Here is a 22,301-nt window from a genome sequence, read left to right on the forward strand (position 1 = left end):
TAGCATCATAAGAAAGAGCATTAATGAAGCCTATAAATATTGAAATTACGATAAAAGTAACAATATTACTATATATAAAACTAGAAAACATTTTTTTTGTTAAATTTTTATTTTTTTTCTTATATTTTTCTCGTAATATAGATGTTCTTGAAGGATTTGCGTAAAGAAAATTTAGCAAAAATAGACTTTTTATAATAGACCAACGCATAGCTATTCCTCGCTTTCTTTATTACCAAGAATATCAATATTTTTGATAATACTCAAATAAATATTTTCTAATGTATCACCAGGATATTGTTCTTTTAATTCTTCTAATGTTCCTACAAAAATTAGCTTTCCTTTACTTAAAATACCAATTCTATCACACAGATGTTCAGCAACTTCTAATACGTGCGTTGAAAATAATACAGTATTACCTTTTTTTGTATGTTCTTTCATAAGATTTTTTAAATCAAAAGATGCTTGAGGATCTAAACCAGTTAAAGGTTCGTCCATTACCCAGTATTTAGGGCTTGCTATTAATGAAGCTATAATAAATGTTTTTTGTCTCATTCCATGAGAGAATGATTCTATAGAAGAGAACATTTCATCATACATATTAAATAATCTAGAATAATGACTTATACGTTTTTCACGTTCATTACTATCTATATTATAGACGTCTGCAATAAGTGTCCAATATTCAAAAGCAGATAATGTTAGAAACATATCTGGACTATCAGGGATATAAGAAATTTGATTTTTGCATTCAAGGCGATTTTCTGATAGTTTTTTATTATCGAAGTATATTTCTCCAGATGTAGGATTTATAACACTAACTAGAGATTTAATTGTTGTAGACTTTCCAGCACCATTATGACCTATTAAGCCGAAAATCTCTCCGTTGTTAATAGTTAAATTTAAATTTTGTAATGCTACTTTATTTGGATATTCTTTGGTTATATTTTTGAATTCAATCATAGCGATACACCTCCTATTAATTACTAATTATATCATAAAATGTATAAAAATTATAATTACGATAAAAAGTTTATCAAGAGAACTTTTATTTTGTATGTTTAAAAATTTTAATTTTATTAACTTTATAAAATAAGTTTAATAAATATATTTTTATCAAAAGAAAATAACAGGACATTGAATTGTTTATTGATAGCTGTTTGTGGTATAATTGAATTATTGTAAATTTTTGGAAGGTAAGTGTTGATGATCCCTAGGAAATATAGCTATAATAAAAATTTAATACAAAAATTAGGATATGCTGAATTGGTTTCTAAATATAATCTTTATGACGAATTGTATAACAATAGTATTTATTATGCAGTTGATTCTATAGATTATCATTTAACCGATATTTATAATCAAAATATTAATCCTCTCAATATATTACTTGGAGATTATTTTAATTTTACTTATTATGATAAATTAAAAGAGAATTTAGATAAACTAGCGATGATATCTAATACTATGGAAAAAAACTATATTATTTTAGCTAAAGATAATTTTACTGTTAACGATATTAAATATTTGTCCACATCTTTGGCGGATATCTTATTATCATTTTATAATAAAGAATTATCAGACTTAGATAAAGAATTTTTATTTACTAAATTTTGTGAAAATTACAAAGAAGAATTTAAATTTTTATTAGAAAATAGTTATATAAATAAAAATGGAGAAATATAAATGTTAGAAAACTACAAAAATGATATTATAGATAGTAAGAAAAAGTTAAAATCTATAATTTATGTAGATGATGAAGAAATTAATAGTATTATTCAAAAATATTTTTCTACTGAAGGTAAAGGAGTAAGAATGCAGCTTGAACTAATTTGTTCTAGGCTAGGTGATTATAAACAAAATAGAGAAGATATTATAAATATGGCTTCTTTGGTAGAATTAATACATACAACAACTCTTATTCATGATGATATAATTGACGGAGCAATAGAAAGAAGATCTAATTTAACGTTGAATAATCTTTATAATAATAGAAAAGCACTATATATAGGAGATTTTTTATTTGCTAGGGTTCTTACAGAAGTTTCAAAAATAAAAGATTTTAGAATACACAAATATTTGACAAAAGTACTAAAAGAATTGTGTTTAGGTGAAATAATACAATATAATGATTTATTTAATATAGACACACGCCCTATAGATTATTTGAAAAAGATAAAAAGAAAAACAGCAATTTTAATTGCATTTGCTTGTGTATCAGGAGCGATAGTTAGCAATGCGAATGATGCAGATATCCAAAACAGTTATAAATTTGGGTATTATTTAGGAATGAGTTATCAAATAATGGATGACTATTTGGATTTTTTATCTGATAGCAAAATTTTAGGAAAAGATATAGCGCAAGATTTTAACAATGGGAATATTACACTACCAATAATATTAAAAATAAAAAAAGATAGACAGTTATTTAATAATTTCCAAAATCTTACTAATAGTGAGAAAGAATATTTAATTTCTGAAATAAAAAATGATAAAGATGTAATGGATAGCGTAAAAAATTTGAGTTATAAATATCTTAATAAGGCTAAGGATATTGTTGAAGATATGGATAAAGATGTAAAAGAAGATTTACTATTTATAGCAGATATATTATCAAAAAGAATATACTAAGGAGATATAAGTATGAATTTTGAACAATTTTTAGAAAAATATAATGAATTGGATATAAAGTTGTTAGAAAGAGAACAATTAGAAAGTTTTCGAGATATATTTTTTGAACATGGTATGCTAGATAAAGCATTAGAATTATCAAAGTTAGTTTATGAAAAATATCCTAATGATGAAGCGGCAGTAATTAGTTATGCCGATAATTTAATGTGTTTAGATAAGAAAGATGATGCCTTAATAGTATTATATAACTCAGAAAAAACTGCTCAGACATTGCTTATGGAAGCATTGATTTATAAAAGTGATATGCTGTTAGATGTTGCAGAACAAAAATTAAAAAGTGCAAAAGAATTAGCAGAAGAGGAAGAATTAAAAAATATTATAGATTATGAACTATCTACTGTATATGCAGAAGATGATAAAGTAGAGGAATCATTAAATATTACTATGGATTTGTTTAATAGAGAAAAAAATCTTCAAAATTTAAAATCAGTAATTGATAATATGTTAATGTTAGGAAATTATGTCGATGCTATTGCTTTTTATTTAGAGTACGGAGAAGAATATGAAGATGCAGAACTTTATTTTGCAATAGCTTTTGCATATAATAATATGCACGATTTAGAAAAATCCAAAAATTATCTTTTAAAAACTGTATCATTAGATAGTGAATTTCGTGATGCATATATGCATCTAGGATTTTTGTCTAAAGGAGAAGAAGCGATTAACTATTTTGAAAAGTATCTATCACTTCAAGGATATTCAACTGCGGTGTATATTCACTTAACAGAACTATATAGACAAGAAAAACAATATAATAAGATTAGAAGTATGGTTCGTGATGTACTAACTAATATGGGAATTGATAATGATACGTTGTATATATCTATAAATGCTTTGAAAGGACTTTATGAAGTTGAGAAGATTTATGAAATATATAATGAACAAGATATAATCAAAGAAGATTCATCATTACTTGTATTGACGCTGTTAGAATTGTCTGAAGATGAAGATTATGTAGACTTTGTATTAGAAGAAATTAATAAATATCATCCATTCCTATATGACGAACCTAGTTATTATGAAGTATTATCTAATGTTTATAAATTAACAGGTAATAGTGTAATAAAAAGATATATAGAGGAATTAGAAATAAGAAATAACTATAATGAGTTTTAAAAGACAGTATTCAGTGTAGAGAAAAAATCTCTATGCTTAATATTTTTTGCTTTTATAAATAACAAATAGATTAATAATTCAAAAATTTCTCCAATAAAAAGTGAATTTTTAAAGGTATTCAAAATAATAATTGAATACCTTTTTTAATTTTAATTTTTTGCTAAATAACAAATTTTATTATCATATGTTTTGTTGGCTATAATTACATATTTATATTATTATAAAGATATAACAGTTTTAAAAATATTATAATAACAGACGAAAAAGTCTATATATATGTGGACAAAAAATGTTATATACATATATTTGAAAACGTATTATAATTAAAAATATAAGGAGGTAACAGTGATGTCAGCGTTAAGTAACAGAGAAATTCAACTCTTAACTATATTAACTGAGGCAAGCGATTATCTACCTGTAAGAGCTATAGCAGAAAAATTAAATATTTCTAAAAAAACAATATATAGAGATTTAGAAAAAATAGAATCTAAGAGAAGTGATATAAAATTTGAAAAAAGGCAAAGTAGAGGTATAAAAATTAATTTTTCAAAAATCTCTTTAGAAACACTTCAAAACAAAAAGGTTATGAGATATTCCATAGAAGAAAGAAGAATAAAAATATTATTAAAACTTCTTAAAAATTCTAATAAATATACTTCTATTGAAGCTTTATCAGAGAAATACTATGTAGGAAAGTCTAGCATAGTAAATGATTTGAAATATATAAGGAATAATCTACTCGGAAATATATTAGAAATTGAGCAAGGAAGACAGGGAACTAAGATAATTGGTAGCGAAAAGGATATTAGGCTCAAAATAGCGGATTTAATGAGTAATTATTCATTAATAGTTAGAAATGAGTATATTACAGATTATTATTCAGAACGTATTAATAGTGATACTATAATTGAATTATCAATAAGGTTTGGAATAGATTCTATAAAGAAAATAGAACACATTATTAGCAATTATGAAGATAGTTTACCTTACACAATAGGTGATCTTTATTATACTAATCTAGTAGTACATATATTAATCGCTATAGAACGAATAGAAAATGGTAATTATATTGTCACTAATAACAAAATAGGTAAAGATAAAAGCTACTATGACGTTGCTATAAATATAGCTAAAGATCTTGAAAAAGAATTTTTTATAGAGATTCCTAGTAGTGAAATTTACTACATATATCAATATTTAGTTAGTACTGGTGTAGGAGAGTTAAATGAAGAATACCTTATAAATTTAGATGATAATATCGAGGAAATTTCTCATAAGTTCTTACAAAAAATAAGCTTGAAAAACTTTATACTATTAAATGAAGATGAACATATTTATTATGTTTTTAAGTTACATATAAGAGCTTTAGTAAAAAGGATGAAGTTTAATATAAGTATAAAAAATCCTTTAACAGAGAAAATAAAAAAAGATTATTCTACATTATTTTTATCAGTAAAGAGTATATCAGAAGAGATACTTCACAAAGAGATTTCAGATGATGAGATTGCTTATCTTACGGTCTATATACAAGCTATATTAGAAAATAATCCTATTAACAAAAATGTTCTATTGGTATGTCATAGCGGTTTTGGGACAGCACAGTTTTTAAAGAAAAGGTTGGAGTCGACTTTTAGCAGGTTAAATATTGTTGATACTATTTCTTCGAGAGAACTAAGAGTTTACGATTTAACTAAAATAGACTATATAATCTCAACCGTAAAATTACCATCAAAAATCAAAAATGTCATAAATGTTAATGTGTTACTAGGGGAAGAAGATATAAAACTTATTAACAAGGAGATATTTAAAGAATAATGATAGTAGATACTATAAAAATTGAAAATAATAACATAGAAGCTATTTATAAAAATATTTCAACATACCTTTTTGACAACAATATTGTTAATAATAAGTCTTTGATTTATGATGAATTTATTCAAAGAGAAAAAATAGGAAGTATAAAAATATATGATGATATGTATTTACCACATATAGTTAGTTCTAATATCTTGATTAACTCTATATTGAGAATTGTAGGGAGTAAATTTAAAGTTTTGTTTATATTGGTACGTGAAAACACTGATAATACAAAATTTTTCAATGTAGTAAATGCATTGTTGGAAAGAGAATTTGTAGATAGAATATTTTCTTGTCCCAATAATGAATTTAAAGATATAATAATAAAAATTTAGAATGATAGAGGGTTAGTATGGAAAAATATTTTAGTAATCAAAAAATATATATTGACGTAGAAGGGGAAAATTTTTCTGAAGTTTTAAAAAATGTTACAGAGGATTTAGAAAGAAAAGGTTATATAAATAATGAGTTTTTTTCTAAAGTATTAGAAAGAGAAAAAGAATTTCCTACAGGATTGGAGTTTCCAGAACATAACATAGCTATTCCTCACACCGATCCAGTATATGTTAAAGAAAGTGGAATAGTAGTTATTAAGCCCAAAAAATCTGTTGTATTTAGAGATATGGGTACTAATGCAAAAGATTTAAATGTAGATATAATTTTATTGTTACTTATTAGTCATAATGAAGAACAAGTAAAAGTATTATCTAGCATTATTAATAAATTTGCTAATAAAGAATTTTATAATAATATTTTAAGGAGTGATGAAAAAGAAGAAATTTATAAAATTTTAGTATCTAAATAATTTGGAAGTTTATGTTAGTTTATAAATAAAATAATTAGTTAATAAAGGTTTTAGGAGGATTTTATTATGAAAAGAATATTAATAGCTTGTGGAGCAGGAATAGCAACATCTACTATCGTTGTGTCTAAAGTTGAGGAATTGATAAAAAAGCATAATATAGATGCATCTATAAAACAAATAAAAATATCTGAAGCATCTTCTATGCAAAGTGAAGCAGATCTTATAGTTTCTACTACAATGTTACCAACTACTTATTCTATACCAGCAATAATAGCAACTAGCTATATTACAGGTTTTGGTGAAGAAGAGTTAGAAGAAGAGATTTTATCACATTTAATTTAATAATTTATAGCAAAAGGAGATTATATAATGAAGAATTTATTGGATATTGTACAAGGATTTCTAGCATTAGGTCCTACTGTTATATTACCTATCGCAATTTTTATTTTAGCACTTATATTTAGAGTACCATTTACTAAAGCTGTAAGATCAGCTTTAACTATCGGGATAGGATTTGTAGGTATCAATGTAGTTGTAGGAATTTTAACAAGTAATCTAGGGCCTATAACTAAGAGCATTGTAGAAAAATATGGTTTATCACTAGATACTATAGATATAGGTTGGCCTGGTGCAGCGGCAGGATCATGGGCATCACCAGTAGCTGCTGTTTTAATTCCAATATGTTTAGGTGTTAATATTGTTATGATTGCGTTAAAAATGACAAAAACACTTGATATAGATGTTTGGAATTATTGGCACTTTATTGCAGCTGGAGCAACAGGTTATGTAGTGTCTGGAGGCAATTGGTGGTTTAGTATACTTTGTGCTGTTCTTTATGAAATAATGGTTTTAATTATGGCGGATAGAACACAAAGAGATGTAGAAAATGTATATGGATTAAAAGGAATTTCATTACCTACAGGATCTACAGCAGCATTCGGGTTTGTTGGTATACCTATCGCTTGGTTAATTGCTAAAATACCAGGAATAAAAAATGCCCATGTAGATGCAGAAACTATTCAAAAAAGGTTTGGTATCTTTGGAGAGCCTATGGTAGTAGGACTATTCTTAGGTTTAGGATTAGGAGCTTTAGCGGGTTATGATTTAGGAAAAGTATTACAAGCTGGTGTTGCAATGGCAGCGTTCATGGTTCTAATGCCTCGTATGGTTAAGTTGTTAATGGAAGGGTTAATTCCTATTTCAGAATCTGTAAGAGAATATATGAAAAATCGTTATAAAGGGCGAGATTTATATATAGGATTAGATGCAGCTGTATCTATAGGGCATCCATCAAATATTTCTACAGGATTAATATTAGTACCTATTACTTTACTATTAGCGATAATAATACCAGGGAATAAAGTACTTCCTTTTGGAGATTTAGCAACAATTCCTTTCTATGTATCTTTTATTGTAGCTAATAGAAAAGGAAATATCTTACATTCTGTTTTAGCTGGAACAGTAGTTATAGCTCTTTCTTTATTGATGGCTACAGATTTCACTACTGCACATACAGCTATGATGGCAGGTGTAGACGGATATGGACAAAATACTTCAATGAGTTCTCTGGACTTGGGAGGAAATTTCTTTAACTGGGTAATTTTGAAATTTGCACAGTTATTCTACTAATTAATATTTAATTTTTAAACGGTAATTATGTATTTATAGGTTTTCTATTGAATATTAATAATTACCGTTTTTTATAATGGAGGTAAAGATGAAAGCAGCAGTTTTGTACGAAGGAACAAAAATAGAAACTAGAGAAGTAGAAGATTTATTTTGTGAAAGCAAAGATGTAAAGATAAGAGTAAAATCATGTGGTATATGTGGATCAGATATTCATAAGATGCAAACGACATGGAAGTATAAATATCCAGCAACTATGGGACATGAATTTGTAGGAGAAATTGTAGAAATAGGGAGAGATGTTGCTAAATATAAAGTCGGAGATAGAGTGGTTTGTATTCCTTTTTTACCTTGTAGAAGTTGCAATTATTGTGAACAAGGTCATTATTCTATGTGCGAGAATTATAAAATGATAGGGACACACTTATCAGGAGGCTTTGCAGAATATAGTGTAATCCCAGAAAGTAATATATTAAGTATTAAAGATTTAGATTATGACAAGGCTAGCTTTATTGAACCTTTAGCGGTAGTTATGCACGCTATAATGGGAATAAAAGTAGAAATTGGTGATTCTGTTATAATTTTTGGGGCTGGGACTATAGGTATGTTGTCACTACAAGTTGTAAATAATATTGGTACAAGAAAAATTATAGTAGTAGATATTGATAATGAAAAATTAAAATTAGCCAAAGAATACGGTGCTACTCATACAATTAATTCTTTAGAAGAAAATTTACAGCAAAAAGTAAATGAATATACTAATAATTTAGGAGCGGATATAGCTTTAGAATGTGCAGGAAGCCCTATTACACAAGAACAAGCATTATTAGTAACGAAAAAAAGAGGAAAGATAGCGTATACTGGTATAGCGTACAAAGATGTAACTTTAAAAGAAGAAGCCTTTGAGAATATTTTTAGAAAAGAATTAACACTCAAAGGATTTTGGAATTCTTATTCAGCTCCTTTTCCAGGAAGAGAGTGGCTAAATGCTATAGATTTTTTAATAACAGGAAAAGTAAAAGTAGATAGTCTTATATCACATACATTTAGTGTAGATGAAGTAAATAAAGCATTTGAGATGATACTAAATAAAAAAGAAAAATATAATAAGGTGTTAATAAAACCTTAATAATTGGAGGATAGTTTTATGTTGGCAGTGGTAAAAACAAAAGCAGGATATGATAATGTTGAGTTGTTAGAAGTTGAAGAACCTAAAGTTTATGGAGATAGAGTAAAAATTGAAGTAGCATATACTGGTATATGTGGATCAGATATTCATACATTCAAAGGAGAATATAATAGTAAAGGCTTGCCTGTAATACTAGGTCATGAATTTTCTGGTATAGTTGCTGAGGTAGGTCCAGATGTAAAAAATATTAAAGTAGGAGATAGGGTAACTAGTGAAACTACTTTTGAAACGTGTGAAGATTGTATATATTGTGAAAGTAAAGATTATAACTTGTGTTCAAAAAGAAAAGGTATTGGGACTCAAGCAAATGGTAGTATGACAAAATATGTTATTTCACGTGAAGAAAGTTGTCATGTATTACCAGATAATGTGTCTTTAGAAGCTGCATCTTTAACTGAACCTTTAGCTTGTTGTACACATTCAGCAATGGAGAAAACTAATATAAATAAAGATGATGTTGTTTTAGTTATCGGACCTGGACCTATAGGTCTTTTGTTGGCACAAGTAGTAAAATCTAAAGGGGCAAAAGTTATATTAACAGGAATTACTAGAGATATTGCAAGATTAGAATTGGCTAAGGAACTAGGTATAGATATAACAATAGACACTTTAAAAGAAAATCTTGAAGAAATAATTTTAAAGGAAACAAATGGCTATGGAGTAGATAAAGCGTTTGATTGTTCAGGATCTGTAGTTGCAGTTAATTCAGCATTAAGTTTAGTAAAGAAAAAGGGAGATTTTGTTCAAGTAGGATTATTTGCAGAGAAAAGTAATTTGCTTGATCAAGAGTCAATAATTCAAAGAGAATTACAATATATCGGATCAAGATCACAAAAACCATCATCATGGAAATTGGCATTAGATTTATTAGAAAATAATAAAATTGCTGTTGATAAAATGATAACAAAAATATTTGATTTAAAAGATTCAAGACAAGCATTCGAAGAAGTGATGAAAGGTACAGAGATAAAAGTTTTAATAAAATCATAAAACAACTATCTCTAGTGAAAAAAAGTAATGTTATCTCGTCTTTATGAAGAGATATTCATAAAACTTGCTTCCTAATATGTATAATATTAATATTTATACTTTTTATAATAATAAAAAACAAGAGAGAGTTTATTTCTCTCTTGTTTTTTTCTAATTATTTATTTTTTCTTCTTTTTAGTATTAAAATATTTAATAATAATATTGCTCCTACTAGAAGTGATGTATTATTATTTTTTTCTCCTGTTTTTGATAGAGTTTTTTTACTTTGAGAATTATTATTATTATTATTATTATCTTTTTTAATTCCTACTTTAATTACTTTTGTAATTGGTTTAGTAGTTATTTCATTAGACATAATTTCCTCATTTATCATTTTATTAGTAGTAGAATCTTTTGTTATACGTTTAGTTATAGTTCTTACTCCTTTTACGCCATCACGTTCTACTTTTTCTTCACCTTCTAATAATTCATAAGTTTCTATTTCTTCTATCTCAAATGGAATATCCTCTTTATAAGTTATATATTCGGTTTTATTAGATATTTTTTGAGAATTTTTCTTTTTTCCTACTTTTATTATTTTGTTAATAGGATTTTTAATTGTTTCGCTAGATATAATTTCTTCTAGTATAATTTCATTTGTAGAAGAGTTCTTTAAAATACGTTTAGTTATAGATTTTGTACCAACAGTACCTTCACGCTCTACTCTTTCTTCTCCTTCTAATAACTCATTAGTTTCTATTCTTTCTATTTCAAATGGAATATTTTGTGTAGAATTTATATTCTCTACTTTAACGAAAGGTTTTTCAGGTATAGTTGGTATATTATCATCAGGTGTTGCACTTTTTTTAAATGATATTTGAACTAATAATGGATCATGATCTGAAGCTCTACCATCTTCTTCCATAAATGGAGAATTTACATGGATAGCATCAAACTTAACATCATTAATAATGTTATTAGATACAAGTATATTGTCTAAACTTTGATTATTTCCACGATAGAAATAAGAATATCTATCAGCTTTATCGTGATTAGATAACAAGTCTGTTAAAATATCACCTTTTAAAGACTTAATTGTATTAGAAAATTCAAAATCATTAAAGTCTCCAGTAAGTACGAATTTAAGATTAGGATTTTGATTTAATCCTTCTTGAATAAATTTATTTATTTCTAAAGCTTGTTCTATTCTACTAGCTTGTGAATTTTCGATTGCAGGTTGAACTTTCCCGTAAAGAGGATTGTCACCATTTTTAGATTTTAAGTGATTATTAATTACTACTACTCGCTCACCTTTAAAATCAAACTCTGCTGCAAGAGATTTTCTTACTCCTTGGAATGCTTTACTATTAGGAGAAATACGCACAGGATTTTTAGTAAGTTCTCCATTTATAAATTTAGCTTCATCTGCACTTAATCCTACTTCTTTTTCTATCAATTTTGCACGAGAAGGGTTATATAAATAAGCGACCCTTATATTTGCACCAGGTTTTCCACCATCTGCGTTATTAATAGGTTCAACTTCAATATATTTGTACTCAGGACCACCTAATTCTTTAATTTTATTGGCAAGTCTTTCACCACTTTGGACACCACTTGTAGTTCCATCATCTATACTGCCATTGTTATCTTGAACCTCTATTAACGATATAATATCAGGGGAATTAATTTCATTAATAAATGAATTTGCTATTTTTTCTACTTTGCTATTCGGTGTTTCTTTTGTACTAGAATTTGCTGAGAAATTTTCTATATTATAAGATGCTATTGTTAATTTATCTTCATCAAATGTAATATTAGATTTTTCTCGTTGTAGATTACCATCTATTTTTTTAGGTAATGTCGTTTTTGTAACGTCTACTTTGTACTCGCTATAATCATAAGTTACATTTCCTATAATATTACTATCAAAATAATCATTAGCTTTAGCTCTGAATTTTCTATCGCCAGTCATTATTGCTATAATTTCTGTATTTTTATAACCTTCTGCTAGGCTTATTCCACCAGAATTATTACGTTCTCCTTTGTATGACACTGGTAAGACATATAGATAACCATATTTTTGAGGGCCTAAAATAGTAGGACGCTCTATTTCTACTCGCATTCCCTCTATACTTTCCCAAAAATCTATTGCATCTTCTTGAGGATCAAAAATTGAAAAACTATCGTTATCTATTATTTTTTTCGGAATATTATCACCCAATTTTATTGGAATTGGAAGATCGCTAGTTCCATTTTTTGCAACTTCTTTAGCTTCTAGTTGTGTTATGGTCAAATCTGTATTAGTTTTTTCTGCATAACCTGCTCCGTAGTTTTCTTTAACTGTTCCTTTTATAGTTAGTTTATCGCCAACAGTTACTTTTTCTTTGCTGACTACGTATATAGCGTCAGAAGTGTTAGGATTATTATCTGGTTCTATATCTTGAACATAAAATCCTTTATTTCCATCAATTTTGGTAACTACGACATTTTCTATATTTACTAATTTATCTATTAGAGGAGATATATGACTTTCTCCTTGAATAGCACCTATTTTATATGTTTCTATGCTTTCATCTGATTTATTATCTTTTGATATATTTATTTCAGAAACTTCTGTAGGTTTAATTTGATATTTGCCATTAAATACTGTTAGTATACCTTTTACAGAAGTTATTGAATCATTATTTGCTAGATTTTTAGAATAAGAATCAAAGTCACCAAAAATTCTATTGTCTGCAAATATTTCAATTTGATTAGCATTAGAATCTGTTGCTGTAATTACTGTGTTTTTAAATTTCCCTTGAGATTTAAAAGATTTTACTTTTATATTATTAATTTCTATATAACCGTCTTGCAACTCTTTTGATAGGTTATCTATTGTTAGTTTAGTCGGTTGTATAATATTATTACTATTATTAACTTTTACATCTTTTAGAGATACTAATTGTAAGTTTTTGTTATATTCCGTAACGGTTGCTGTAAATGATATATTATCTCCTTTATTTATTAGTTCAGATGATATTTCATTTTTTCCAGGATAAACATAAATACTTTGATTATTAGCTGTAGTTATATAAAAACCTTGGCCACCAAAAATTCCTGGTTGTGTAGTTACAGTTCCAGTAATGTTTACTGTATTTCCTTTTTTAATAGTATTTCTATCGAAATTAGAAACTGTATTCTCTGCTTTAGCTATTAGTGAATATTCATTTATATTTTGTGGTATTACAAATGAAGTAGTCAATAATGCTGTAGATAAAATTGCTATAAACTTTTTATTTTTATTCATAAAATTAATTTCTCCTCCTCAGTTTACTATAAAAATTATAACATAGAAAAAATATATATGGAACATTTTTATAATAAATGTTTATAAATTTAACGCTTTCTCATAGAAAGCGATTATTTATTATAGTAGAAAGTTCGGAAAATATATTTTTTAATTTTCTTAAAGTAATATAAAATTAATTCATATCTAGTTATACCAACTAAAGCAGAAATATGTTATAATAATTGTTATATTATTAATGATGTTAACATTTAAGAGGAGAAAAAATGACAGAAGAAATTTTAAATCTTACTAGCGAAGAGTTAAATGATCAAATGCTAGTTCGTCGTGAAAAGATGGAAGCAATGAGAGAAAAAGGAATAGATCCTTTTGGTACAAAATTTGAAAGAACACACTTAACAAATGAATTAGTAGAGTTGTTTGATAAGTATTCTAAAGAAGAGTTAGAAGAGAAAAATGTGAATGTGACTATTGCTGGGCGTGTAATGACTAAACGTGGTAAAGGTAAAGCAGGATTTGCCCATATTCAAGATTTAGGTGGACAAATTCAAATATACGTTCGTCAAGACAGAGTAGGTGAGAACTACGAATTTTTTAAAACTGTAGATTTAGGAGATATAGTAGGAGTAACAGGAATTTTATTCAAAACTAATGTAGGAGAGTTATCTGTAAAAGCTGATAAATTTTATATACTTACAAAATCTCTACGTCCATTACCTGATAAATTCCATGGATTAAAAGATGTTGAAGAGAGATATCGTAGAAGATATGTTGATTTGATAATGAACAAAGAATCAAAAGATACTTTTGTTATGCGTTCAAAAATTATTCAAGCTATGCGTAGTTATTTGAATGAAAGAGGATATTTAGAAGTAGAGACACCTATGATGCATTCAGTAGCAGGGGGAGCAGCTGCAAGACCATTTGTAACTCATCATAATGCTTTAGATATGGAACTTTTTATGCGTATTGCATTAGAATTACCTTTGAAACGTCTTATAGTAGGTGGTTTAGAAAAAGTTTATGAGATAGGACGTGCATTTAGAAATGAAGGTGTTTCAACAAGACATAATCCAGAATTTACTATGATAGAATTATATAAAGCTTATGCAGATTATAATGACATCATGGATTTGACTGAAAATATGATTGCTTCTATTTGTGAAACGATTCATGGAACAACTAAAATTCATTATGGAGAAGATATTATAGATTTAACTCCTAAATGGAAAAGAGTTCATATGGTTGATGCAATAAAAGAAGTAGTAGGTGTAGATTTTTGGGAACAAATGACAGATGATGAGGCGCATGCTTTAGCTAAAGAACATAATGTAGATGTTAGAAAAGATATGAAAGTTGGTCATATAATTAATGAATTTTTCGAAAATTTTGTTGAAGAAACATTGATACAACCTACATTTGTTTATGGACATCCAGTAGAAGTTTCTCCGTTAGCTAAAACAAATTCAGAAGACTCTAGATTTACAGATAGATTTGAGTTGTTTATAGTACGTCGTGAACACGCTAATGCATTTAGTGAATTGAATGATCCTATAGACCAAAAAGAAAGATTTTTATCACAAATCAGTGAAAAAGATGCTGGAAATGATGAAATTTATGAAATGGATGAAGATTTTGTAGAAGCATTAGAATACGGAATGCCTCCAACAGGAGGATTAGGAATAGGTATAGATAGATTAGTAATGTTATTAGCTAATTCACCATCAATAAGAGATGTGCTACTATTCCCTCATATGAAACATAAGTAGAATAATTTTATTATATCAAAGATATTAGACTTTGAAATATTTTTAGAAGCAGATAAATAAGAATTTTAGATGTATGATATACACATATTAAAAATCAAAATATAAAGCTAACAAAATAATAGTATACTAATAAAAAAGTGCATAGCTATTAATTTTGTGGCTTGAAAAAATAGAAATCAAAGGCAACTGAAAAGTTGTCTTTTTTGTATTCACATAAAAAAGTTGGCATATAATATATACATCATTAAAACTTATTTGAAAAACTAATGTATATAATAAAAAAACAATTATTAAGAAAGATTAATAATTGTTTTTATAATTCACATATCTCTAAAACAATAATATTCCATGGATTACCATAAAAATAAATTAATAATTACTTTTATATAAAAATTCACATATCTCTAAAACATTGCAACAAGTTCATTCTCGACATACTCTGTTTTACTTATATAAAAATTCACATATCTCTAAAACAAGAAAGGATGTGATAAAGATGGTAAGACCGTTTTACTTATATAAAAATTCACATATCTCTAAAACTGTAAATTGTTTGGTAGTGTCGGTAGGTTTGTTTTACTTATATAAAAATTCACATATCTCTAAAACAACCTGGGCAAACTCATCTCCGTATATTTGTTTTACTTATATAAAAATTCACATATCTCTAAAACTCCCATGCCCCTTTTTAGTAAATGTATGAGTTTTACTTATATAAAAATTCACATATCTCTAAAACAGTTAAACAACTTAGCAACTACGCTGAGTAGTTTTACTTATATAAAAATTCACATATCTCTAAAACCTTAGTAATATTACGATAACAGGACCTGTAGTTTTACTTATATAAAAATTCACATATCTCTAAAACTGTTAAGATATTATATAAGAAAAATAATTGTTTTACTTATATAAAAATTCACATATCTCTAAAACTACCGTCCTGGTCAGAGCTTTAAGATTTTGTTTTACTTATATAAAAATTCACATATCTCTAAAACCTCAGACATAAATATTCAAATAAACCCCAAGTTTTACTTATATAAAAATTCACATATCTCTAAAACCTCTACACATTATTTTAAGTTTACTTTTTGTTTTACTTATATAAAAATTCACATATCTCTAAAACATATCTTGCTCTGAGTGGGATTTAAATCATGTTTTACTTATATAAAAATTCACATATCTCTAAAACAAAAAAGAGCATTTAGAAATGTACGAATTGTTTTACTTATATAAAAATTCACATATCTCTAAAACGTTTTTTGATGTTAAAATACACGACTAAATGTTTTACTTATATAAAAATTCACATATCTCTAAAACCGCCGCGTGAGTGAAGAAGGATTTCGGTTGTTTTACTTATATAAAAATTCACATATCTCTAAAACTCAAATGGATTTAGCAATATGCGAATAAAAAATTCCCACTAGGGAGTTCTTACGAACGATGTATACAAATATTTATTTTAACTCAATATGTGAATTTAATTATATTATAACAAATATAAAAAAAATAATCAATAATTTGTTTAATTAAATTATGAAAATGTTTGCTGTATAACCAAAGATAGTATATAATGAAAATAAATGATTTATCTTGAGGAGGTAAATATATAATGAATAAAAAAGGTTATTATGTTGGTCTAGATTTGGGTACAGCATCTGTAGGATGGGCAGCTACTGATTTGAATTATAATTTACTAAAATTACGTGGAAAAAAAACTCTTGGAGTTAGATTATTTAATGAAGCTAGTACCGCGGCAGATAGAAGGAATTATAGAAGTAATAGAAGAAGAAAAGAACGTCGCAGATATAGGCTTAAGCTACTTAGATGTTTATTTGAAAAAGAAATAGAAAAGGTGGATAAAGATTTCTTTAATAGATTGGGTGAAAGTAAGTATTGGTTTAATGATAAATCTGTAAATACTAAAAATATATTGTTTAATGATATAAATTATAAAGATAAAGATTTCTATAAAGAGTATCCGACAATTTACCATTTGAGAGCTACTTTATTTGATAAAAAGAATCCAGATATACGAGAAATTTATTTAGCTTGTCATCATATTATTAAATATAGAGGTAGTTTTTTGTATGAAGGAAAGAGTATATCAAGTAGTTCAACTATGAAATCAATATTTTCATCTCTTTGTAATGAATCTATGCTGTCAGAAAGCTTTATGGAAATATTAACGTCTGAAGATAATATAAGGAATATTGAAGAAATTTTATTGAATAAAAAAATTAGTAGATTAGATAAAACAAAAAAACTTTCGTTATTAGTAGAAAAAAATAAACAATTAACAGAATTCTTTAAAATAGCTATAGGTTTATCAGGAAATCTTGCTACATTGTTTCAAGATAACTCTCTAAAAGAAAGTGACAAACCTAAAATTCATCTAGATAAAATTATTTATGATGATGTAAGGACTGATTATGAAAGTATTTTAGGAGATGAGATAGTTATATTAGATTTAGCCAAACAATTGTACGACGCTATAATTTTGGCAAATATGAAAAAAGAAAATTTAACTATTTCGGAATCTAAAGCTGAAATATACGAGGAACATAAAAAAGATTTAAAAATATTAAAGAATGCTATTTTAGAAGATAGCAATTTAAATGAGAAAGAAAGAAAATCTTTATATAAGAAATGTTTTAGGAAAAATTTAAAAGATAATTATGTAGCATATGCTAGACGAAATAGTTTATCAAAAGGTGGAAATGGAAGTATCAGGAACGTAGCTTCTTATGATGATTTCAAATCATTTTTGAATAAAAATATATTAAATGAATTATCTAATCAAGATTTGGTAAATGAAATAAAATTAAAATTAGATAGAAATGAATTTTTGCAGCTATTAAGAAGTAAAAATAATGCTGTTGTACCTTACCAACTTCATAAAGAAGAGTTAGAAAAAATATTAAAAAATGCAGAAGAATATTATCCATTTTTAGTAGATAAAATTGACGGATTGACTATTTCTGAAAAAGTAATAAAACTTTTAGAGTTTAGAATACCTTATTATGTAGGACCTCTAAATAATTATCATGAAGATAAGGGAGGAAATAGTTGGGTAGTAAGAAATAGTACAACTCCTATAACACCGTGGAACTTTGATGAGGTAGTTGATAAGGAAAAAAGTGCAGAAAAATTTATAAATAGAATGACTAAAAAATGTACTTACTTAATTAATGAAGATGTTTTACCTAAAAATTCACTATTATATTCAGAGTTTAGTTTGTTAAATGAACTAAATAATATAAAAGTAGATAATAAAAAGCTACCATTAGAAATTAAAAATGATATTATAGAGACATTTTATAAAAAAAGCACAAGAAAAGTAACAAAATCAACTTTAGAAAGTTATTTGAAATCGATAGGAATACTTGATAAAAAGCAAGAATTAACCGGACTTGATAAAAATATTCAAACTACATTAAAATCTTATGTAGAAATCAAAAATATTTTACAAGAAGATTTTGAATATACTATGGTTGAAAATATAATTTTATGGATAACGTTATTTGGAGAAGCTAAGGATATTCTAGAAAATAAAATAAAAATAGCTTATGGAAATATACTTAGCGATAAAAAAATATTTCAATTGTTAAACTTAAAGTATAATGATTGGGGGAGATTGTCAAGAAAATTTTTAACAGAGATTCTTAGTGATAAGGTTGTTAATATAATTGGAGAAAGTTCTAGTATAATTGATGCTATGAGAAATACTTCTTGCAATTTAATGGAGCTATTAAGTAAGGATATAGGCTTTTTAGAGGCTGTTGAAAGATATAACGATAGTAAAAATCTTAAAAATGATGGGAAATTAACGTATGAACTGATAGAAGATCAATATCTATCTCCCTCTGTAAAGAGATCTATTTGGCAAAGTCTAAAAATATTAGATGAATTAACTAGGGAAATAGGTTCAAATCCTAAAAAAATATTTATAGAAACTACTAGAAAAAATATATTGGATAAAAATGTACCAGCTAGTAGAAAGAAAAAATTAGAAAAATCATATAAAAATATTAATGTATCAGAATATATAGACAGATCTAAGTTTGAAAATTTAGACAATGAATCTTTAAGACAGAAGAAGTATTATCTTTATTATCAACAATTAGGTAGATGCATGTATACTGGTAATAAAATAGACATAGATAGATTAAATACAGATGCTTATGATATAGATCATATATATCCTAGAAGTAAAACCAAAGATGATAGTATATTAGATAATTTAGTTTTGGTAACTAGGACAAGTAATGCAAAGAAGGAAAATAAATATCCTCTGGAATCTGTATTAAAAATAAAAGATGAAACTAAAAAACATTGGAAATTATTACGAGATTTAGAATTAATATCTAAAGAAAAATATAATAGATTAATAAGAGTTGAACCTCTTACCAATGAAGAATTAGCTAATTTTATTAACCGACAACTTGTAGAAACTTCTCAATCAGTAAAGACGTTAGCCAATTTGTTAAAAGTATTATATCCAGAAACAGAAATATGTTATGTAAAAGCTAAAAATGTTTCGGATTTTAGATATACATTTGCATATGATACTAAATTAGATGAAAAAACTAAAAAGCAAAAAACAGTAATAAAAAATCCTGAGTTGATAAAAATAAGAGATTTGAATAATTTACATCATGCTCATGATGCTTATTTAAATATAGTTGTAGGAAATTCTTTTGATGTAAAATTCACGAAAAATATAACAGGTATTATTTCTAATAAAAATTTCAAATATAATTTAGATAAAATGTACAATTATAATATTATAAGAGGGGATTTAGTAGCTTGGGATAAAGATAAGACATTGGATACTGTATTAGAGAGTTTAAACTATAAAAGAGTTTTAGTTACTAGAAAAGCAGAATCACAAAAAGGCGCATTTTATGATGCAACTATATATAATAAAAAAACAGCAAAAAATTTAGTTTATATGCCATTAAAGACAAGCGATAAAAAATTACAAGATGTTACTAAGTATGGAGGATTCGCAAAAATAAAAATAGCATATTACAGTATAGTTAGTTATAGTGTTCTATCTAAAAATAAAGAAGAAGAGAAATCGATTATATTACCAATTCCAATTCACTTAAAATATAAAATTAAGTGTGATGAAGATATAATAAATTATGCAAAGAAATTCGTAGTATCTGAAGATGTAGAAGTACAAAATATATTTATAAAATACAAAAAGCTGACTATTGGGAGTTTGGTTAAAATAAATGATTACTACTATTATATTGGAGGAAAAATTAATAACTATATAATTGTAGATGGAGCAACTCAAGTGTTATTTGATAAGGAGTATATACCTATGTTAAAAGATGTAGCTGTATTAAATTATAAAAATATTGAAACTAAAGGTAAACTAGATAAAATAAATACTTCAAGAATCTTACCAGAAAATAATATAGCTTTATATGATTACATAGTTAGTAAAATGAATAATGGTATTTTTAAAAATCATCGCTCTAATAGATACAGTGAATTTTCAAGACAAGAAGTTAGAGAAAAATTTTTAGAACTTTCTATAGAAGAGCAGTGTAGTGCTATTTTAGAATTATTAAATGTTATATCTAATAATAAAACTACATATAACACAAAGAAATATTTCGACGTAACTTGTTCAAGAAGTACTATTTCATCTACTTTGAATAATATATATGAATTTGAAATAATAGAGCAGTCAATAACTGGACTTAGAGAGAAGACTGTAAAAATTATATAATTTAGGAGCTAATTATGAGTTGGAGAACGGTTGTTATTAGAGAACGAGCAAAATTAGATTACAAAATGAATTATATGATTGTAAGAAGATCAGATGATATAAAAAGAATAAGTATAAGTGAACTATATATGGTTATTTTAGAAAGTACGGCAGTAAGTATAACTGCTGTGCTTTTAAATGAATTAAATAAAAATAAAGTATCTGTAGTTTTTTGTGATGAAAAGCGTTCGCCTTATGCAAATCTAATAGGACTATATGGATCTCATGATACTAGTTTAAAATACAGACTTCAAACTAAGTGGCAAGAGTACACTATGCAAGAGGTATGGACAAAGATAGTATATGAAAAAATAAAAAATCAATATTTGGTTTTGAAAAAGTTAAATTTAGAAGGTTATCATAAATTAATGGATTATCTTGAGGAATTAGAATTTAATGATGTTACTAATAGAGAAGGGCATGCTGCCAAAATTTATTTCAATAGCTTATTTGGAAAAGATTTTAGTAGGTCACAGGAATGTTTTGTAAATGCAGCTTTAAATTATGGATACTCTATTTTGTTATCATCTTTTAATAGAGAAATAAATGCAAGTGGTTATGCAACACAATTTGGAATTTTTCATAATAATCAATATAATTCTTTTAATTTATCTTGTGACTTAATGGAGCCTTATAGAGTTTTAGTAGATTTGATAGTTTATAATTTAAAAGGGAGTGAATTTGAATCTATGCATAAAAATATAATAATTAAATTATTAAATGATTATGTAGTAATTGAGGGTAAAAAGCAAACTGTAGCTAATTCCATAAAAATATATACTAAGAGTATTTTTAGAGTTTTAAATAATGATGATATTTCGCAGTTATCTTTTTTTGATTATGAGCTATAGGTTTATGAGAATTATTGTTATGTTCGATTTACCTACTGAATATTCTAGTCAGAGAAAGTCTTATAGAAAATTTAGAAAGCAGTTAATAAAAGATGGGTTTATAATGTTACAAGAATCAATTTATTGTAAGCTAGCTCTTAACAGTGCAACCGCTTCTTTAATAATAAATAATATTAAAAAATATTGTCCTGATGAGGGGATTGTACAAATATTAACTGTTACAGAAAAACAATTTTCTAAAATGGAAATATTGGTAGGTGATATAAATAATGAGTATATAGATAGTGATGAAAGGTTCATAGAATTATGAAATTTACTAAAAGATATTTCGAAAAAATAATAAAT

At 26.2% G+C, this 22,301-nt stretch carries 16 protein-coding genes, 1 pseudogene and 1 CRISPR repeat array; of the genes and pseudogenes, 14 read left to right on the plus strand and 3 right to left on the minus strand.

The window, feature by feature from the left end; all coding sequences use genetic code 11:
• Together HZY83_RS08250 and HZY83_RS04855 are read right to left on the minus strand one after the other, a co-directional pair.
• Positions 1–208: pseudogene (locus tag HZY83_RS08250) on the minus strand (hypothetical protein); the annotation flags it as partial.
• Between the two features lie 2 nt (positions 209–210).
• The gene (locus HZY83_RS04855; protein ID WP_179942952.1) at positions 211–960 is read right to left on the minus strand and encodes an ABC transporter ATP-binding protein; all 750 of its coding nucleotides are present in this window, start codon (positions 958–960) and stop codon (positions 211–213) included.
• A 243-nt stretch (positions 961–1,203) separates the two neighbouring features.
• On the opposite strand from HZY83_RS04855, the gene HZY83_RS04860 reads away from it, so the two are divergent.
• The 10 genes from HZY83_RS04860 to HZY83_RS04905 all read left to right on the plus strand — a co-directional run bounded on the left by HZY83_RS04860 (position 1,204) and on the right by HZY83_RS04905 (position 10,271).
• Positions 1,204–1,683 carry a hypothetical protein gene (locus tag HZY83_RS04860; RefSeq protein ID WP_179942953.1) on the plus strand — a complete coding sequence of 160 codons (480 nt, stop codon included), beginning with the start codon at positions 1,204–1,206 and terminating at the stop codon, positions 1,681–1,683.
• Complete coding sequence (locus HZY83_RS04865) at positions 1,684–2,628, plus strand: polyprenyl synthetase family protein (RefSeq protein ID WP_179942954.1); 945 nt, start codon at positions 1,684–1,686, stop codon at positions 2,626–2,628.
• Between the two features lie 12 nt (positions 2,629–2,640).
• Positions 2,641–3,804 carry a tetratricopeptide repeat protein gene (locus HZY83_RS04870; RefSeq protein WP_179942955.1) on the plus strand — a complete coding sequence of 388 codons (1,164 nt, stop codon included), beginning with the start codon at positions 2,641–2,643 and terminating at the stop codon, positions 3,802–3,804.
• Between the two features lie 348 nt (positions 3,805–4,152).
• The gene (locus HZY83_RS04875; protein ID WP_179942956.1) at positions 4,153–5,619 is read left to right on the plus strand and encodes a BglG family transcription antiterminator; all 1,467 of its coding nucleotides are present in this window, start codon (positions 4,153–4,155) and stop codon (positions 5,617–5,619) included.
• Entirely contained in the window at positions 5,619–5,996 is a 378-nt protein-coding gene (locus tag HZY83_RS04880) for a PTS sugar transporter subunit IIA (RefSeq protein WP_179942957.1), read from the plus strand. Before HZY83_RS04875 ends, HZY83_RS04880 begins: the two co-directional genes overlap by 1 nt.
• 17 nt (positions 5,997–6,013) lie before the next feature.
• Complete coding sequence (locus HZY83_RS04885; RefSeq protein ID WP_179942958.1) at positions 6,014–6,466, plus strand: PTS sugar transporter subunit IIA; 453 nt, start codon at positions 6,014–6,016, stop codon at positions 6,464–6,466.
• 66 nt (positions 6,467–6,532) lie between these two features.
• A complete protein-coding gene (locus HZY83_RS04890) occupies positions 6,533–6,808 on the plus strand; it encodes a PTS sugar transporter subunit IIB (RefSeq protein ID WP_179942959.1) in 276 nt (91 codons plus the stop codon).
• 27 nt (positions 6,809–6,835) lie between these two features.
• The gene (locus HZY83_RS04895) at positions 6,836–8,095 is read left to right on the plus strand and encodes a PTS galactitol transporter subunit IIC (RefSeq protein ID WP_179942960.1); all 1,260 of its coding nucleotides are present in this window, start codon (positions 6,836–6,838) and stop codon (positions 8,093–8,095) included.
• 88 nt (positions 8,096–8,183) lie between these two features.
• On the plus strand, positions 8,184–9,221 hold the full coding sequence (locus tag HZY83_RS04900) for a galactitol-1-phosphate 5-dehydrogenase (RefSeq protein ID WP_179942961.1): 1,038 nt from the start codon (positions 8,184–8,186) through the stop codon (positions 9,219–9,221).
• Positions 9,222–9,239: 18 nt separating this feature from the next.
• On the plus strand, positions 9,240–10,271 hold the full coding sequence (locus HZY83_RS04905) for a zinc-binding dehydrogenase (RefSeq protein ID WP_179942962.1): 1,032 nt from the start codon (positions 9,240–9,242) through the stop codon (positions 10,269–10,271).
• 154 nt (positions 10,272–10,425) lie between these two features.
• Here the strand turns inward: HZY83_RS04905 and HZY83_RS04910 are convergent, their stop codons facing one another.
• Positions 10,426–13,539, minus strand: coding sequence for a G5 domain-containing protein (locus HZY83_RS04910; RefSeq protein WP_179942963.1), 3,114 nt, complete (start codon positions 13,537–13,539; stop codon positions 10,426–10,428).
• A gap of 266 nt (positions 13,540–13,805) precedes the next feature.
• On the opposite strand from HZY83_RS04910, the gene lysS reads away from it, so the two are divergent.
• The 4 genes from lysS (at position 13,806) to cas2 (ending at position 22,266) form a co-directional block, all read left to right on the plus strand.
• A complete protein-coding gene (lysS, locus tag HZY83_RS04915; RefSeq protein WP_179942964.1) occupies positions 13,806–15,308 on the plus strand; it encodes a lysine--tRNA ligase in 1,503 nt (500 codons plus the stop codon).
• Positions 15,309–15,683: 375 nt separating this feature from the next.
• Positions 15,684–16,702: a CRISPR direct-repeat array (repeat unit 36 nt; unit sequence GTTTTACTTATATAAAAATTCACATATCTCTAAAAC).
• A gap of 227 nt (positions 16,703–16,929) precedes the next feature.
• Positions 16,930–21,066 carry a type II CRISPR RNA-guided endonuclease Cas9 gene (gene cas9, locus HZY83_RS04920; RefSeq protein ID WP_179942965.1) on the plus strand — a complete coding sequence of 1,379 codons (4,137 nt, stop codon included), beginning with the start codon at positions 16,930–16,932 and terminating at the stop codon, positions 21,064–21,066.
• Between the two features lie 14 nt (positions 21,067–21,080).
• Positions 21,081–21,956, plus strand: coding sequence for a type II CRISPR-associated endonuclease Cas1 (gene cas1 / locus HZY83_RS04925; RefSeq protein WP_179942966.1), 876 nt, complete (start codon positions 21,081–21,083; stop codon positions 21,954–21,956).
• 4 nt (positions 21,957–21,960) lie between these two features.
• Positions 21,961–22,266 (plus strand): CRISPR-associated endonuclease Cas2, encoded by a 306-nt coding sequence (cas2, locus tag HZY83_RS04930; protein ID WP_179942967.1) that lies wholly within the window; start codon positions 21,961–21,963, stop codon positions 22,264–22,266.
• The last annotated feature ends 35 nt before the right edge of the window (positions 22,267–22,301 follow it).

Origin of the sequence: Gemella sp. GH3, assembly GCF_013415425.1 — a bacterium.
GTDB lineage: Bacteria > Bacillota > Bacilli > Staphylococcales > Gemellaceae > Gemelliphila.